The 15,783-nt window shown below is 71.8% G+C and carries 13 protein-coding genes and 2 pseudogenes; 9 read left to right on the plus strand and 6 right to left on the minus strand.

The annotated features are described in order from the left end of the window. Nucleotides 1-16: 16 nt before the first annotated feature. The 4 genes from OG331_RS14000 (at nt 17) to OG331_RS14015 (ending at nt 4,990) form a co-directional block, all read left to right on the plus strand. Nucleotides 17-889 (plus strand): ABC transporter permease, encoded by an 873-nt coding sequence (locus tag OG331_RS14000; RefSeq protein WP_406210008.1) that lies wholly within the window; start codon nt 17-19, stop codon nt 887-889. After that, nucleotides 886-2,514: a dipeptide ABC transporter ATP-binding protein gene (locus tag OG331_RS14005; RefSeq protein ID WP_406195776.1), complete on the plus strand. Its 1,629-nt coding sequence runs from the start codon at nt 886-888 to the stop codon at nt 2,512-2,514. The genes OG331_RS14000 and OG331_RS14005 overlap by 4 nt, the downstream gene beginning before the upstream one ends. Beyond that, nucleotides 2,511-3,458 carry an ROK family protein gene (locus OG331_RS14010; protein ID WP_406195778.1) on the plus strand — a complete coding sequence of 316 codons (948 nt, stop codon included), beginning with the start codon at nt 2,511-2,513 and terminating at the stop codon, nt 3,456-3,458. Before OG331_RS14005 ends, OG331_RS14010 begins: the two co-directional genes overlap by 4 nt. A gap of 152 nt (nt 3,459-3,610) precedes the next feature. Beyond that, nucleotides 3,611-4,990 carry a glycoside hydrolase family 43 protein gene (locus tag OG331_RS14015; RefSeq protein ID WP_406195780.1) on the plus strand — a complete coding sequence of 460 codons (1,380 nt, stop codon included), beginning with the start codon at nt 3,611-3,613 and terminating at the stop codon, nt 4,988-4,990. A 67-nt stretch (nt 4,991-5,057) separates the two neighbouring features. Here the strand turns inward: OG331_RS14015 and OG331_RS14020 are convergent, their stop codons facing one another. Continuing rightward, on the minus strand, nt 5,058-6,014 hold the full coding sequence (locus OG331_RS14020; RefSeq protein WP_406195782.1) for an ABC transporter substrate-binding protein: 957 nt from the start codon (nt 6,012-6,014) through the stop codon (nt 5,058-5,060). A 319-nt stretch (nt 6,015-6,333) separates the two neighbouring features. On the opposite strand from OG331_RS14020, the gene OG331_RS14025 reads away from it, so the two are divergent. The 5 genes and pseudogenes from OG331_RS14025 to OG331_RS14045 all read left to right on the plus strand — a co-directional run bounded on the left by OG331_RS14025 (nt 6,334) and on the right by OG331_RS14045 (nt 10,986). After that, the gene (locus OG331_RS14025; RefSeq protein WP_406195784.1) at nt 6,334-8,901 is read left to right on the plus strand and encodes an ATP-binding protein; all 2,568 of its coding nucleotides are present in this window, start codon (nt 6,334-6,336) and stop codon (nt 8,899-8,901) included. Beyond that, nucleotides 8,898-9,374: a roadblock/LC7 domain-containing protein gene (locus OG331_RS14030; RefSeq protein WP_406195786.1), complete on the plus strand. Its 477-nt coding sequence runs from the start codon at nt 8,898-8,900 to the stop codon at nt 9,372-9,374. Before OG331_RS14025 ends, OG331_RS14030 begins: the two co-directional genes overlap by 4 nt. Nucleotides 9,375-9,443: 69 nt before the next feature. Then, nucleotides 9,444-9,915 (plus strand): annotated as a pseudogene (locus OG331_RS14035) (DUF742 domain-containing protein). Beyond that, nucleotides 9,902-10,504, plus strand: a complete 603-nt coding sequence (locus OG331_RS14040; protein ID WP_406195788.1) for a GTP-binding protein — start codon at nt 9,902-9,904, stop codon at nt 10,502-10,504. Before OG331_RS14035 ends, OG331_RS14040 begins: the two are co-directional and overlap by 14 nt. A gap of 66 nt (nt 10,505-10,570) precedes the next feature. Beyond that, nucleotides 10,571-10,986, plus strand: a pseudogene (locus OG331_RS14045) (RidA family protein). A gap of 35 nt (nt 10,987-11,021) precedes the next feature. Here OG331_RS14045 and OG331_RS14050 read toward each other — a convergent pair. The 5 genes from OG331_RS14050 to OG331_RS14070 form a co-directional block, all read right to left on the minus strand. Beyond that, nucleotides 11,022-11,690, minus strand: a complete 669-nt coding sequence (locus OG331_RS14050) for an ABC transporter permease (protein ID WP_328878500.1) — start codon at nt 11,688-11,690, stop codon at nt 11,022-11,024. After that, a complete protein-coding gene (locus OG331_RS14055; protein WP_406195791.1) occupies nt 11,687-12,373 on the minus strand; it encodes an ABC transporter permease in 687 nt (228 codons plus the stop codon). The genes OG331_RS14050 and OG331_RS14055 overlap by 4 nt, the downstream gene beginning before the upstream one ends. After that, on the minus strand, nt 12,370-13,557 hold the full coding sequence (locus OG331_RS14060) for an ABC transporter ATP-binding protein (protein WP_406195793.1): 1,188 nt from the start codon (nt 13,555-13,557) through the stop codon (nt 12,370-12,372). Before OG331_RS14060 ends, OG331_RS14055 begins: the two co-directional genes overlap by 4 nt. Before the next feature lie 179 nt (nt 13,558-13,736). Further along, nucleotides 13,737-14,498 (minus strand): class I SAM-dependent methyltransferase, encoded by a 762-nt coding sequence (locus OG331_RS14065; RefSeq protein ID WP_406210012.1) that lies wholly within the window; start codon nt 14,496-14,498, stop codon nt 13,737-13,739. Between the two features lie 530 nt (nt 14,499-15,028). Next, the gene (locus OG331_RS14070; RefSeq protein WP_406195796.1) at nt 15,029-15,640 is read right to left on the minus strand and encodes a DUF2064 domain-containing protein; all 612 of its coding nucleotides are present in this window, start codon (nt 15,638-15,640) and stop codon (nt 15,029-15,031) included. Nucleotides 15,641-15,783: the final 143 nt, after the last annotated feature.

Here is a 15,783-nt window from a genome sequence, read left to right on the forward strand (position 1 = left end):
TGCGGGCCGGTGGGGGCTGGGTGGGCCCCGCGGCGGAGCCGCAAATCGACGCAGGCCCGCGCCCCTGAGAGCGCGCTTCGCGCGCAACAGGCTCGCCATGGCCGGGGTCCTGATCGTTCTGCTCTTCCTTCTCTTCTGCTTCGTCGGTCCTCTCCTCCACTCCACCGACCAGACCCACACGGACCTCACCCAGGTCAACCTCCCGCCCAGCTCGGCGCACTGGCTCGGCACCGATGCCGTCGGGCACGACCAGCTCGGGCGGCTCATGTACGGCGGGCAGGTCTCGTTGCTCGTCGGGCTGGCGGCGGGGGTGCTGGCGACCGTCATCGGGACGTTGTGGGGTGCGGTTGCCGGGTATGCGGGCGGCTGGGTGGACGCGGTGATGATGCGGGTGGTGGACGCCGGGATCGCGATTCCCGCGCTGTTCATCCTGCTGGTCGTCTCCGCGATCACCACGCCGGGCACGGCCGGCCTGATCGTGATCCTCGGGTTGGTGTCGTGGCTGGTGCCGTCCCGGCTGGTACGGGCCGAGACCCTGACTCTGAAGAACCGCGACTACGTGCTGACGCTGCGCGCGACCGGCGGCACGCACGGCCGGGCGATCCGGCGGCACATCCTGCCGAACTCGGTGTCGACGATCGTGGTCGCGGCGACGTTCCAGATCGCCGACGCGATCCTGCTCGTCGCGTATGTGTCGTATCTCGGGCTGGGCGTCCAGCCGCCGAAGACCGACTGGGGCGGCATGCTGTCGGCCGGGCTGACGGCGGCGTACTCCGGGCGCTGGTGGCTGATCGTTCCGCCGGGCCTCGCGATCATCCTCGTCGTGTGCGCGTTCAATGCGATCGGCGACGGGCTGCGTGACGCCTTCGACGTGAAGGGACGCGGATGAACATCCTTGAGATCGCCGACCTGGGCGTGACCTTCTCCACCGACACCGGTGACGTGGCCGCCGTGCGCGGAGTGTCGCTGCACGTACGGCCCGGCGAGACGCTGGCCCTTGTCGGTGAGTCCGGGTCCGGCAAGTCGACGGTGGCGCTCGCCGCGATGGGGCTGCTGCCGGGCAGCGCGAGGGCCTCGGGCCGGGTGACCGTCGACGGCACAGACGTGGTGGGCGCGCCGGAGGCCGAGCTGGCACGGCTGCGGGGCCGTACCGCCTCCATGGTCTTCCAGGAACCGGCGACCGCCCTGGATCCGCTGACCCGGGTCGGCTCCCAGATAGCGGAGGTCATACGGAACCACCGGCAGGTCTCCCGGTCGGAGGCCGCCCGTGCGGCGGTCGAACTCCTGCGCCGGGTCGGCATTCCCGAACCGGAGAGGCGGGCGTCGGCCTTCCCCTTCCAGCTGTCGGGCGGGCAGCGCCAGCGCGTCGTCATAGCCATGGCGATCGCCAACTCGCCGGGGCTGCTCATCGCCGACGAACCGACCACCGCGCTCGACGTGACCGTGCAGGCCGAGATCCTCGATCTGCTACGGCGGTTGGCGGCCGACTCGGACACGGGCGTGCTGCTGGTCACGCACAACATGGGCGTGGTCGCCGACTTCGCGGACCGGGTCGCCGTGATGCTGCGGGGCGAGATCGTGGAGACCGGGACGGTGGAGGACGTGCTGTTGCGGCCACAGCACGAGTACACGCGGGGCTTGCTGGCGGCCGTGCCCCGGCTCCGGCTCAGCGGTGAGGACCCGCCCCCGGCGCGTAAGGCTCCCGTGGTGCAACTGCGGGACGTGTCCGTGCGGTTCGGGCGGGTCCGGGCGCTGGAGGGCGTCTCCCTGGACGTCCGCCCCGGCGAAACCGTCGGCCTCGTGGGCGAGTCCGGGTCGGGCAAGTCGACGGCGGCCAGGGTCGCGCTCGGCCTCATCGCGCCCGCCGCCGGCTCGGTGTCGCTGTTCGGCACCGACCTGGGCCGCACCCGGGGGCGGAAGCGGCGGGCTCTGCTGTCCGGCGTCGGCGTGGTGCTCCAGGACCCGGTGGCGTCGCTGGACGCGCGGATGAGCGTGGCGGAGTGCGTCGCCGAGCCGCTCCGGGTGCACCGGCGGCGCATGGCGGCGGCCGAGCGGCGGGCCAGGGTCGCCGAGGTGCTGGAACTGGTGCGGTTGCCAAGGGAGTTGGCGGACCGTGGGCCGCGTGAGCTGTCCGGCGGTCAGCGGCAGCGGGTGAGTCTCGCGCGGGCGCTGGTGCTGGACCCCCGGCTGCTGGTCGCGGACGAGCCGACGAGCGCGCTGGACGTGAGTGTGCAGCGCACGGTGCTGGAGGTCATCGCCGAGTTGCAGCGCGAGCTGGGGTTCGCCTGTCTGTTCGTCTCCCACGACCTGGCCGTCGTCCAGGAGTTCGCACAGCGCGTCGTCGTCATGCGGGAGGGCCGCATCGAGGAGCAGGGGCCGACCATGACGACCCTGCTGCGTCCGGAGACGGAGTACACGCGCCGGCTCATCGCGGCCGTGCCCGTGCCGGATCCGGTGCTGCAACGGCGGCGCAGGGAGCGCCGGGCGGCTCTGGGGACGGGGGCGGGCGCATGACGCGGGGAGTGCTTGCCGGTGTCGACATCGGCGGTACGACGACCCAGGTGGTGCTGTGCGACCCGGACCTCGGCGTCCTGGACCGCGTCGGCGTGCCCACCCCTGCCTCGGACGGCGGAGCGGCGATGGTCGGCGCCGCGCTGGATGCCGTACGGCTGCTGCTGGGCCGTACTCCCGCGCGGCTGCTCGGCGTCGGGGTGGGCGCGGCCGGCGTGGTGGACGCGCGGGAGGGGCGGGTGCTGGTGGCCAGCGACTCGTTCCGCGGCTGGGCCGGGTTCGCGGTGACGGCGGCGTTCGAGGAGGCGCTGGGCGTGCCGGCGTTCCTGGACAACGACGTCAACGCCTTCCTGCGCGGGGAGGCGACGGCCGGTTCGGTGGCGGGCGAGCCGGACGTGCTCGGGATGACGCTGGGCACGGGGGTCGGCGGGGCACTGTGGCTGGGCGGCGTGCTCTACGCCGGCCCGCACGGCGCGGCGGGCGAGATCGGGCACATCCCCGGTTTCGGCGACCTGCCCTGCACCTGCGGCGGTCGCGGGCATCTGGAGACCCTGGCCTCCGGCCGCGCGATCGCCGACCGGTACGCCGAGCGCACGGGCCGTTCGCGCACGTCCGGGGAGGTCGCCGAGGCCGCGCGGTCGGGAGACGGGGCCGCGCTCGCCGTGTACGACGCGGCGGGGGCCGCCGTCGCCCGTGCTCTGCTAGTCACGGCGGGCCTGCTGGACGTCACCACGGTGGTCGTCGGCGGTGGCGTGAGCCGCTCCTGGGCGTTGCTGGAGCGCTCGATCCGGGCTGCCCTGGCCGCCGAGCCGCCCGTCAGCGGCCATCCCGTCCGCGTCCTGCCGGCCGGGCTCGGTGCCGACGCGGTGGCGATCGGGGCGGCGGCTCGCGCGCGGGCGGAACTGGGGCCCCTGGTCGGCCGGGTGGCGGAAATCCGCCAAGGATGACCGTGTGATTGACGCGGACCCGGCGCTCTCCTACCTTCTGGTCGATTCACCGAACTCCGTTCGATATATCGACAGTTCGGCATGCGACGCCGGCCTGCTCGTCCGCCCCCGACCACAAGGCCCGCACCGACCACGCACCCCCTGGAGCGCACATGGCCCACCCCTCCCGCAGACATGTCCTCGGCATGGCAGCGACCGTTCCGCTCGCGGCGACCGGCGCCCTGACTCTCGGAGCCGGGACGGCCCACGCCGCCGACTCGGCGTACGTCATGGCCTACTTCACCGAGTCCACCACCATGCTCGAGGCCGACTACGGTCTCCACCTGGCCGTCAGCACGGACGGTCTGCGCTGGATGCCGCTGAACCAGAACAACCCGGTTCTCACCCCGACCCTGGGCGCGGGAGGCCTGCGCGACCCGTTCGTCCTGCGCAAGCAGGACGGCACCTTCGTGGTGCTGGCGACCGACCTCAAGGGCACCGACTGGAGCCGCAACAGCGTCAACATCCACGTCTGGGACTCGACCGACCTGCGGTCCTTCACGGGCTACCGGCTACTCAAGCTGCACGACATGACCGGCACCCACAGCTGGGCGCCCGAGGCCTACTGGGACGCCGGACGCGGGCAGTACGGCATCCTCTACTCGTCGGTGAACAGCAGCGGCCACAACGTGATCATGGTCAGCTACACGACCGACTTCCGCACCACCCAGAATCCGCAGGTCTTCTTCGACCCCGGCTACGACGTCATCGACGGCAATCTGACCATGGGCGTGAACGGCGTCAACTACCTCTACTTCAAGCGCGACCAGACGCTGGTCGGTGCCCGGTCCACCTCACTCGACCCCGGCAGCTTCACCGTCTTCAGCACCCCGGCCGCACACGGCGGCACCGAGGCGCCGACGGTGGTGAAGTCGCTGACGTCCGGCACCTGGTACCTGTGGGGAGACACGTACACACCCAACGGCGTCTTCTACGCCTGGCAGTCGACCGACCTCGCCGCCGGCACCTGGACGCCGCTCGACCAGCGCCTCTACACCCAGCCGCTCAACTCCAAGCACTGCGGCATCCAGCCGATCACCCAGGCCCAGTACACCAACCTGGTCTCGCACTGGGGCGCTCCGGCCTGGAACCGGCTCAAGTCGTACAACTACCCGGCGCGTTACGTCCGGCACAGCGGCTTCGCCGGCCGGATCGACGCGTACCCCTTCGACCCGTTCCCCGACTCGCAGTGGAAGCTGGTGCCGGGCCTCGCCGACGCCTCCGGGGTGTCCTTCCAGTCGGTCAGCCACCCGACCCGCTACCTGCGGCACTACAGCTACGCCCTGCGCCTCGACGAGAGCGACGGCACGTCGGCGTTCGCGGCGGACGCGACCTTCTACCGGACGGCCGGGCTCGCCGACGCCTCCTGGGCGTCGTTCCGCTCGTACAACAACCCGACCCGCTACCTCAGGCACGCGGACTACGCCCTGCGCATCGACCCGGTCTCCACGGCCACCGAGCGTCAGGACGCCACGTTCCAGGTCGGTTACTGAGCGGCCTGGGTGACGGGGTGGGGCTGTGGCGGCACCGGCCGGCCACGGCCCCACCCCCCCGGCTACGTCAGTTGAGGCCGGCCGTCTTCAGCCAGGCCTTCGCCACGTCCAGCGGGTCCTTGCTCTCCAGCTGCACCTGGGAGTCCAGGTCGAGGAGCGTCTTGGTGTCCAGCTTGGCCGAGACCGCGTTGAGCGCGTCGACGCCCTCCTGGGAGAGGCCGCTCTTGTATGCGAGCGGGGTCACGTTGGCGAAGCCGAAGAGGCTCTTCGGGTCCTTCAGGACGACGAAGCCCTCCTTGATGATCGTCGGGTCGGTGGTGAAGATGTCCGCGGCCTGCACGGTGTTCTTCGTCAGCGCCGCCTGGGTGAGCGGGCCGCCCGCGTCCAGCGCCTTGAAGGACTTGAACTTCAGGCCGTACTCGGACTCCAGGCCCTTCAGGCCCTGGTGCCGGGTCTGGAACTCGGGCGAGCCGCCGATCACCAGGTCCGGGGCGATGTCCTTGAGGTCCTCGAGGCTGGAGTCGGCCGTCAGCTTGTACTTCTTCGCCGTCTCGGCGTTGATGCTGACCGAGTCCTTGTCCTCGGCCGGCGAGGACTCCAGCAGCGTCAGCTTCGCGTCCAGCTTGCTCTTGACCGCGGCGTTCACGGTGTCGGCCGACTTCTGCTCCGCCTTGTCGTCGAGGTAGGCGAGCAACGAGCCGTTGTACTCCGGCAGGACCGTGATGGAGCCGTTCTTCAGCAGACCGTAGGTCGTCTCGCGGCTGCCGATGTTGGGCTTGTAGGTGACCTTGATGCCCTTGGCCTTGAGGGCCTCGCCGTAGATGTCGGCGAGCAGGATGCTCTCGGCGAAGTTGTTCGAGCCGACGACCACGGTGTCGCCGCTCGGCTTGTCCCCGGCCAGGGGGTCGGACTTGTCGTCGGAGGAGGAACATCCCGCCAGCAGCGCCGCCGTGGCGGCGAGCGCGACGGCGGCCGCGCCGGGATGGTTCCTGAAGGACCTGCTGCTTACGGCGGTGGAAGTCACGATTCCCGTTCCGGTTTGAGGGGGTTGGAGAGGCCGACCCCAAGGTCTGGGCAGAACTCTCCACTGATCCAATCCAGCCGGTTCTGTCCCAGTCAAGAGCAATCCGGTCACCGATTGGCCTCGAACAATGGTCGCTTGTGCCCCGATGTGAAGGGGGACGGTTGGGGCGGAGGGTGTTGTAACGGATTCTTGACGTACAGTTCCGGTCACGAAAAGCAAGAGGCGGTAGTGTCCCCGACGTTGACGGGGGGCGATACCGGTCAACAACGGTCACGTGAGACCTCGCGCGCCGTGTGACGCCCACGAAGGAGGCAACTCGGTGTCCACGAACGAGGTGGGCGCTCAGCGCCCACGTCGTCTACGCGGTTTCGCCGACCGCTGGCCCTTCAGGCGGAAGCTCAACCTTCTCGTCGGTGTGCCGCTGACCGTGGTCGCGGTCCTCCTCGCCTATCTCATAGCCGACCAGACCGCGCAGTCACGTGACGCGGCCGACGCCGCCCGGCTGGTCCGGGAGAGCACCGAGGTCGCCACACTCGCCGACCGGCTGGCGTCCGAGCACCAGCAGGCCGTTCTGCTGTCCGTACGGCACGAGGCCTCCGAGGGCGACGCGCCCTCGTCCGCCGCCTACCGCACGGCGCAGTCCCTCGTGAACTCCCAGGTCGACCGGGTGCGCGACACCTTCGGGGAACGGCTGCCGGAGACCGAGGCACAGGCGCTGCGGGGAATCGAGGGCCTGAGCAGTCTGCGTGACACCATCGAGCGGGAGTATCTGCCCGCCGAGAACATCGACCCCGCGTACACCCACGCCGCGCAGAACCTGATCGACGGCCTGGGCCTGGACCGCAACCCCGATCTGGCGACCGCCTTCACCGGCAACCTGCTGGACTCGCTGCTGCGCGCGGGCGCCGCCCACAGTGCCTTCGAGACCGGCGTCTTCTCCGCGTCGACCGGTGACTCCAACGCCCTCATCGAGTTCATCGGCGCGGTCGGCTCCTACGACGAGTACACGCATCAGGCCGAACGTTTCTCCCGGTTCGCCACCGACGCCCAGGCCGCGCAGCTCGCCGGGATCAAGTACACCGCCGCGCAGAGCGTCATCAGCCGGCACTTCGCCGAGCTGCAGATCGACCCCGGCGCCGCCCAGGGCGGCTCGCCCGCGGAGATCCGCACGTCCCTCGATGCGGCGCTCGACTCCTACCCCGCCTATCGTGACCAGGCCAAGACCCGGCTGGCGATCACCACCTCGCTCATCGGCCAGATCGCCGACCAGGCCGAGAGCGCCTCCGACAAGGCTGCGTGGCGTGCGGTGCTGCTGCTGGGGCTCGCCCTGCTCGGCCTCGCCGTCTGGCTGGTCCTGGCGATGCTGGTGCGCCGCTCGGTGGTCCGCCCGGTGCTGGCCCTCACGGGTGCCGCGCGGCAGGTCGCCGAGGTCGCCGAGCGCGAGCTGGCCCGGGTGGCCGACGACGACGCGGAGGACGACGGTCCGCCGCGGCTGCGCGCGATGCCGGTCACCGCGCGCGACGAGATCGGCGAACTCGCCGAGACGTTCAACCAGGTGCAGACCATGGCGGCCGCGCTGCTGGAGCGGCAGGTGCTCAGCCGGCGCAACGTCGCCGAGATGTTCGGCAACGTGGGACGCCGGGTCAGCAACCTCACCACACGCCAGCTCGCCCTGATCGACGCGGTGGAGCGGGGCGAGACCGATCCCGCTCTCCTCGAGCGGCTGTACTCCATCGACCACATCGCGGTCCGTCTGCGCCGCAACGCCGACAGCCTGATGCTGCTCGCCGGCATCCACGAGGCGGTCCTGGACTCCGGTCCCACCGCGCTCACCAACGTCGTACGCGCCGGGCTCGGCCAGATCGAGGGCTACCAGCGCGTGGAGCTGCGCGCGCGGACCGAGGCCGTGGTGGAGCCGGAGGTCATCGGCGACCTGACGCTGATGATCTCCGAACTCCTGGAGAACGCGGTGTCGTTCTCGCCCGAGGGCAGCCCGGTCGAGGTGACGGTGGCGGCCTCCGGCGACGACGCGGTGATCGTCGTCTCCGACCACGGCCTGGGCATGAGCCCCGAGCGCCTCGACGAGGAGAACGCCCGCCTGATCCGCCGCGAACGGCTCGATCTCGTACCCACGAAGGTCCTGGGCCTGTTCGTGGTCGGCACGCTCGCGCGCCGCTGGGAGATCGCGGTCATGCTCTCCCGCACACCGGGCGGCGGTGTGACGGCCGAGGTGACGGTGCCGTCGTCGCTGCTGGTGACGGGGAGCACTACGGGATCGACGGCCACGGCGGCGTTGGCTGCGGTTGCCCGCGGTGGCTCGGGGACGCAGGCCGAGCACGGGAGCCGTGCGGGTGCGGATGCGGCGACCGGCCCCCGGCCGTCTGCGGCCGTGCCGGGGGATGCCGTACGGCAGGACGACGCTGCGGACGCCGACGGGCTGCGCCCGCTGCCCCGCCGTATCGCGCAGAGCGGGCCCGCCGCGGACCCGTCCGGGAGCGGCGACGGCGCGGCGGCATCCGCCGATCACGCGCGGGCCGACCGGCCGGACCCGTCCGTGCCCGCGGCCCGGCCCGGCACGACGCCCACGACCACGCCCACGGGCGCCGCCCCCGCCGCCCGCCCCCTGCGTCGCCGCGTCCGTGGTGCGACCCTGCGTACGACCGTCGAGGCCTGCGAGCGGCAGACGGCGCTGCGGCAGGACGCGCGGACGCTCGACGCGGAGGCCGTGCGGGCGGCGCTCGACGAGTTCGAGGCCGCCGTGGAGCGCGCGCATCGCGACAGCCGGAACGGCGGTGACGGCGGCACCGGCGCGCAGTCCGCCCCAGCAACGACCCCAGCCCCCCATATGCACGACCAGAACGACCCCCCGGAAGGAGCGGAGCAGTGAGCACGTCGACAGGTGGCACCCCGGCGGGAGGCCCCACGCCGGCCGAACTGCAGGCCGCCGCAGCCGACTTCACCTGGCTGCTGAATCGCTTCGCGAAGGAGACGGCCGGTGTCGTGGACGCCATCGCCGTCTCGTCCGACGGCCTCCTCATCGCCGTGTCCGAGCTGCGTGAGCACGCCGACTCGGAGCGGCTCGCCGCGATCGTCTCCGGCATCACCAGCCTGGCCGCCGGCGCCTCCGGCAACTACGGCCTCGGCGGCCTCAACAAGGTCATCATCGACCTGGAGGGCGGCCACGTCCTGGTCTCCACGATCGGCAGCGGCGCCGTGCTCGGCGTCGTCACCGACAAGGAGGCCAAGCTGGGCAACATCGCCTACGAGATGACCGTGTTCGCCAACCGCGCCGGTTCCGCCCTCAGCCCGCAGCTCGTGCTGGAGCTGAAGAACAGCGTCGGCGCCACGCCGCCCCGCTGACCGGGCCGGGAAGAAACCCGGGAGCCCCGGCGAGGGGCAGGCACCCGGCCGAGGAGGACGGACAACGCCATGGCGGACGGCACCCCAGCGCCGGACCTCGACGGCCCGCAGCACGATGGGCCGCACCCCGATGTACCGGACCCAGGCGTGTCCGAGTCGGTCGGTCCCGCCTCCGCCGTGCGGCCCTTCCTGGTGACCGCCGGGCGGGTCGTGGGGGACGCCGACGGGCGGTCGATGCCCGTGGAGACGCAGGTGGTGGCCACCACCGAGGGGCTCGACGCGCTCGACCGGCTTGCCTTCGAGGAGCACGACATCGTCGCCGTCTGCCGGCTGCCGCAGTCCATCGCGGAGATCGCGGCCCTGCTGCGGCTGCACCTCAACGTGGTGCGCGTCCTCGCCGAGGACCTGCGCGCCGCCGGGCAGTTGACGGTGCACGTGCCCGACTCCGGCGTCATCCACGACGCATCCGTCCTGCGCAGGGTCATCGACGGCCTGCGCGCCATACCCGACTCACGAGGGGTCACTCCGTGACGACGACTGAACCGGCCACCGGCGCAACCGCCGCGCCGGCGGCCATCGTACGACCGCCGCTGCCGGTCAAGATGGTGATCGCCGGCGGCTTCGGCGTGGGCAAGACCACCACCGTGGGCGCCATTTCCGAGATCGAGCCGCTGACCACCGAGGCCGCGATCACGGAGGTCGCAGCCGGCGTGGACGACCTCACGCACACACCGCGCAAGACGACGACCACCGTGGCGATGGACTTCGGCTGCCTCACCATCGACCCCACCCTGAAGCTGTATCTGTTCGGCACGCCCGGGCAGGAGCGGTTCGGATTCATGTGGGACGACATCGTGGAGGGCGCCGTCGGCGGGCTCGTGATCGTGGACACCCGCCGGCTCGACGACTGCTACGCCGCCGTCGACTACTTCGAGCACAAAGGCATCCCCTTCGCGGTGGCCGCCAACGCATTCGACGGCAAGGTCGAGCACACGCTGGACGAGATCCGCTGGGCCCTCGACGTCACCGACGGCGTCCCGGTCGTCGTCTTCGACGCCCGTGAACGCGGCTCGGTCCGCGACGCCCTGCTCGTCGTGCTGGAACTGGCGCTGGCGCGCACGGAGAACTGACGGCGGGACCAGGCGGCGGGCGGCGGGCGCGGAATGCCCGCGCCCGCAAGCGCGTTGGGACGAGGCATGAGCCTCGACGAGCGCACGATCACCAATCCGCCCGCCCTGCACGACCCGACCCGTTGAGCTACAGCCACGCCGTCTCGGCGCCCGGCGAACTCGTCTTCATCGCAGGCCAGTACGCCTCCGACGGCAACGGCGCACCCGTGCCCGGCGACTTCCCGGCCCAGGTGGAGCTGGCCCTCGACCGGCTGCGCTCGGCGCTGGAGGGCGTCGGCCTCGGCTACGAGCACGTCGTCCGCCTGGGCACCTTCATCGTCGACCACGACGCGGCCAAGCTGGAGGCCACCGGCAAGGCGCTGCACGCCCGGTTCGGCGACCGCCTACCCGCCCAGACCCTGAGCGGCGTCGCCTCGCTCGCGCTGCCGGGCATGCTGTTCGAGATCGACGCGGTCGCCGTACGGCCGTTCCCGCGCGGCTAGGGCCTGTTGTGCCTGCGGGCCACGGGGGTGCGTGACTAGCCGCGCCTGCGCACCCCCGGTGACACCGCGAACCGCGCCGCTGCCCAGAAGAGCGCCAGCGTCGTGAGCGCCATCGCGGCGACCAGGGTGGCGCCGCCCACGACCTTCTCGTAGTTGCGCTGGTAGAGGCCGTCGATGATGTAGCGGCCGAGGCCGCCGAAGCTGACGTACGCGGCGATGGTGGCCGTCGAGACGATCTGGATGGCTGCCGAGCGCAGGCCGCTGAGGATCAGCGGGAGGGCCACGGGCAGTTCGACCCTGAACAGGATTCCGGTCTCGGCCATGCCCATGCCGCGAGCGGCGTCCACCGGCGCGGGGTCGACGGAGCGCATGGCCTCGTAGGTGGTGACGAGGATGGGCGGGATGGCGAGCACGACCAGCGGGATCATGACGGGGGCCATGCCCAGACCCAGCAGGATGAACATCAGCACCATCAGTCCGAAGCTGGGCAGCGCACGGGCCGAGGTGGCGATCAGGGCGAGCGCGTTGCCGCCGCGCCCGGTGTGGCCCGTGAGCAGGCCGACCGGCAGTCCGACCGCGGCGGCGATTCCGAGTGCCAGCAGCGTGTACTGGACGTGCTCGGCGAGCCGCGCGGGGATGCCGTCGTAGCCCTGCCAGTGCGCGCTGTCGCTGAAGAAGGAGTTGATGAAGTTCAGGACGTTCACCGGGCGGCCTCCTTCACGGCGAGCGGGCGCGCGTTCTTACGGGTGCCACGCGGCATCCAGGGCGTCAGGAGCAGTCGCAGGCCGATCAGGACGGCGTCCACGAGGATGGCGAGGACGGCCGTGCCCACCACGGAGAGCCACACCAGGCGGGGCTGGTTGTAGATCAGGCCGCTGTTGAGCAGGTTGCCGAGGGCGCCCGCGTTGCCGATGAGCATGCCGACGCTGACGAGGGAGACGCTCGACACGGACGCCACCCGCAGTCCGGCGATGATCGCGGGCGCCGCGATCGGCAACTGGACCTGGAGATAGCGTCGTACGGGCCCGAAGCCCATGGCGGTGGCGGCGGCCAGAGTCTCCTGCGGCACCGACCGCACACCGTCCACGATGGCCGGGACCAGCACCACCAGGCTGTACACGGCCAGCGGGATCATCACCGTGATCTCGCTCAGGCCGGTGTAGTCGATGAGGATGACGAAGAAGGCGAGCGAGGGAACCGCGTACAGCACGGTCGTCACCCACAGCACGGGCGGGTACAGCCAGCGCACCCGCACGCACAGCTGGGCGACGGGCAGGGCCACGAGCAGCCCGGCGAGCACGGGGATCAGTGCCTCGCGCAGATGCAGGCCGACCAGTCCGAAGTAGCTGTTCTGCAGGTCGCTCGGCATGTCGAAGAGCTCGGTCATGGCGCGACCTTCTCGGTCGTCCCGGCCGTCCCGGCCGTCCCGGGCTCCCCGGCCTCCGCGACCTTGCCGTCGTGCGCGCGCCGCTCCGCGTGCGCACCGCGGATGGCCTCGCCGATGGTCTGCTGCGAGACGACCCCGGTGGCCCGGCCCTCGGTGTCCACGGCGACGGCCCACCCGGTGGGCGAGAGCACGGCACAGTCGAGAGCGGCCCGCAGCGAGTCGGTCGCGGTCACGAACGGGCGCCCGTACGGCAGGAGTCGGTCGGTCTCGATCTCCCCGGCGGTGAGATCCTGCGGCTCGCCCCAGCCGAGGGGCTTGCCGTCCGGGTCGGTGACCAGGAGATACGGCACGTCGGCCGTGGCGGCGGCAGTGATCTGCTCGGCGGTGGCGTCGACGGCCACGAGGGGCTCGGTCAGCAGTTCCAGGCCCGCCGAGGGGAAGAACGACAGCCGCCGGATGCCCCGGTCCGCGCCGAGGAAGTCCTCCACGAACTCGTCCGCGGGGTGGGTCAGCAGTTCGGCCGGCGGGGCGAACTGGGCGAGCTTGCCGCCCGTGCGCATCACGGCGACCATCGTGCCGAGCTTGACGGCCTCGTCGATGTCGTGGGTGACGAAGACGATGGTCTTGCCCAACTCCTCCTGAATACGCAGGAGTTCGTCCTGGAGGCCCTTGCGGACCACGGGGTCGACGGCCGAGAACGGCTCGTCCATCAGCAGCACCGGCGGGTCCGCGGCGAGGGCGCGGGCCACGCCGACGCGCTGCTGCTGGCCGCCGGAGAGCTGGTACGGGTACCGCTTGGCGAGTGCCCCGTCGAGGCCGACCCGCTCCATCAGCTCGCGCGCCCGCGCCCGGGACTTCTCCTTGCCCCAGCCGAGCATGCGGGGCACCGTGGCGATGTTGTCGAGGATCGTTCGGTGCTGAAAGAGGCCGGCGTTCTGGATGACGTACCCCATGGACCGGCGCAGGGTGTTGACCGGCTGCTGCTGGATGTCCACGTCGTCGAGGAGGATGGTGCCCTCGCTGGGCTCGACCATCCGGTTGATCATCCGCAGGGTGGTCGTCTTTCCGCAGCCCGACGGTCCGACGAGGACGGTGATCGAACGGTCGGGTATCTCCAGCGAGAGCTGGTCGACCGCCACCGTGCCGTCCGGATACCGCTTGGTGACTGAATCTATCCGTATCAAAACGCCGAATACCCTTCGGGTCTGGCAGATTTCGCCCGCTTTTGACCACGGGTCCGGGCCGTTGAGGGGAGAGTCTAGACGTCCAGTGTTGCGGGACTGTGGACTGGACCGGCTCCGTGCGGGGCGGGATCGTTGCACTACAGCGCTACAGCACCACAGCACTGAAGCGCACTACACCGTCATCGCCGACGGGGGACTCCGCCGCCGCCGCTGCCGCCGCCGCTGCCGCTGCCGCGCAGGGCGACGAAGGAACGGCCGCCCGTCATCCACTGACCGACGGCACTCCAGTCGGCGCGCTCCGCATGCCGCAGCAGGGCGGGGGTGCCCAGGCGTGCCCACGGGAAGGGAGTGCCGGTGGCACCGCCGGCGTCGGTGACGTGGACGTGGACGCGTTCGTCGAGGTCCAGGTCGGGCACGGTCTCGGCGATCAACAGGCCGCCGGGTGCGAGGAGTTGGGCCATCCGGTCGAGCAGCGCCGCGGGGTCGCCGCCGATGCCTATGTTGCCGTCGATGAGCAGGGCGGTGCCCCAGCGGCCCTCGCCGGGCAGCGAGTCGAAGACGGAGCGGCGCAACGCCGGTCCCCCGAGCCGCAGCGTGCACGCGACGGCGACCTCGCTGACGTCGATGCCGAGCACCCGGCGCCCCTGCCGGCCCAACGCCGCCACCAGCCGTCCGGGCCCGCACCCGACATCCAGCACCGCCCCTTCACAGCGCCGCAGCACCTCCATGTCCACCGCATCGGCCTCCGCACACCACCGCTCCACATCGAGCGGCAACAGCCAGCCGTCGGTACGGCGCAGAAAGAGGGGCCCCTGACCGGCGCGGAGGGCACGGGCGTAGGGGTCGGCGGACCAGGAAACGGTGTCGCCGGGGGCGGCCCGAAGACGGCCGCCGCCGACGCCGGTTGCGGTGGCGGCCCTTGGAGCGTCGGGGCGGGTCATCGGTGTCCGGTGGCCGGTCGCCGGGGGGCGCGTCGAGCCGCGGTGCGGGTGCGGGCCACCGGCCCCGACCGGGAGGCGTGACGGGCGGCCGTCGGTGCCGACGTCGACGCTCGCGCCCACGCCGGGCTCGGGCACCGTCCCGCATGGACGGCTGTCCGCGACAGCACCCTCGCGGCGGATCACGCCCACGGCCAACTGCCCGATACCCGCGCCGGACGGCAGGTGCGACGGCGGACCGTCCGTGCCGACATCGAGACTTGCGCCCACGCCGGGCTCGGGCACCGTCCCGCATGGACGGCTGTCCGCGACAGCACCCTCGCGGCGGATCACGCCCACGGCCAACTGCCCGATACCCGCGCCGGACGGCAGGTGCGACGGCGGACCGTCCGTGCCGACGTCCAGGCTTGCGCCCACGCCGGGCTCGGGAACCGTCCCGCGTGGACGGCTGTCGGTGGTGGAGTCCGCGTGGTGGATCGTGACTGGGCCCGTCTGGCGGGCGATCCTTGCCGTCGTCGTCTCCTGCCGGGCGCTCATCGGTCCACCGTCGGGGTGAGGTGGGCCAGCGCTGTTGCGAAGCGTCCGCCCGGCGCCGACTTGGCGACCAGGTCGGCGTCGGATGCCGTGTCGACGTCGCGCAGACAGGGCAGGTCGCGCACGCGCAGACCGGCGAGCCGGGCCCGCTGTGCTTCGCCGGTCTGCGGCGTCGACATCGGGACGCCGCGCAGTCGTGCCGGGTCCGGTTCGGCCATGCCGAGCGCCCAGAAGCCGCCGTCCTCGGCGGGGCCGAAGTACGCGTCGCAGCCGGACCAGTCCACGGTCAACAACTCCGGTGTCACCTGCGGGGTGTCCATGCCGATGAGCAACGCCGGCCCGTCACACCCCGCGAACGCCTGCGCCAGCCGTTCGTCGAGGCCGCCCGCGCACTGCCGTACGACGTCGAAACCGGGCGGCACCCAGGGGCCCGGCGTCCCGTCCAGGACCAACACCCGGCGCCGTGCCGGTGTCCGCGCCACGGCGTCCAACGTGTCCGCGAGGGCCGCCTCCGCAAGCACGGCCGCCTCCTCGGGCGTGAAGGGTGGCGTCAGCCTGGTCTTCACCCGCCCCGGTCGGGGCTCCTTGGCAATGACGAGGAGCGTGGTCACGAGCGGGTTCCTTTCGACGGGGCGGCGCCGGGGTGGGTTGGGGGGCGGTGGGCGGACTTGGCTTCGGCACGGGCGGGGGACTCGGCAACGGTGCGGGTCTGCGGGTCGGGCTCACCGAAGTCCCTGCCGCGCCGGTCGGACTC

Origin of the sequence: Streptomyces sp. NBC_01017 (genome assembly GCF_045162795.1) — a bacterium.
In the GTDB taxonomy this organism is placed as follows: Bacteria; Actinomycetota; Actinomycetes; order Streptomycetales; family Streptomycetaceae; genus Streptomyces; species Streptomyces machairae.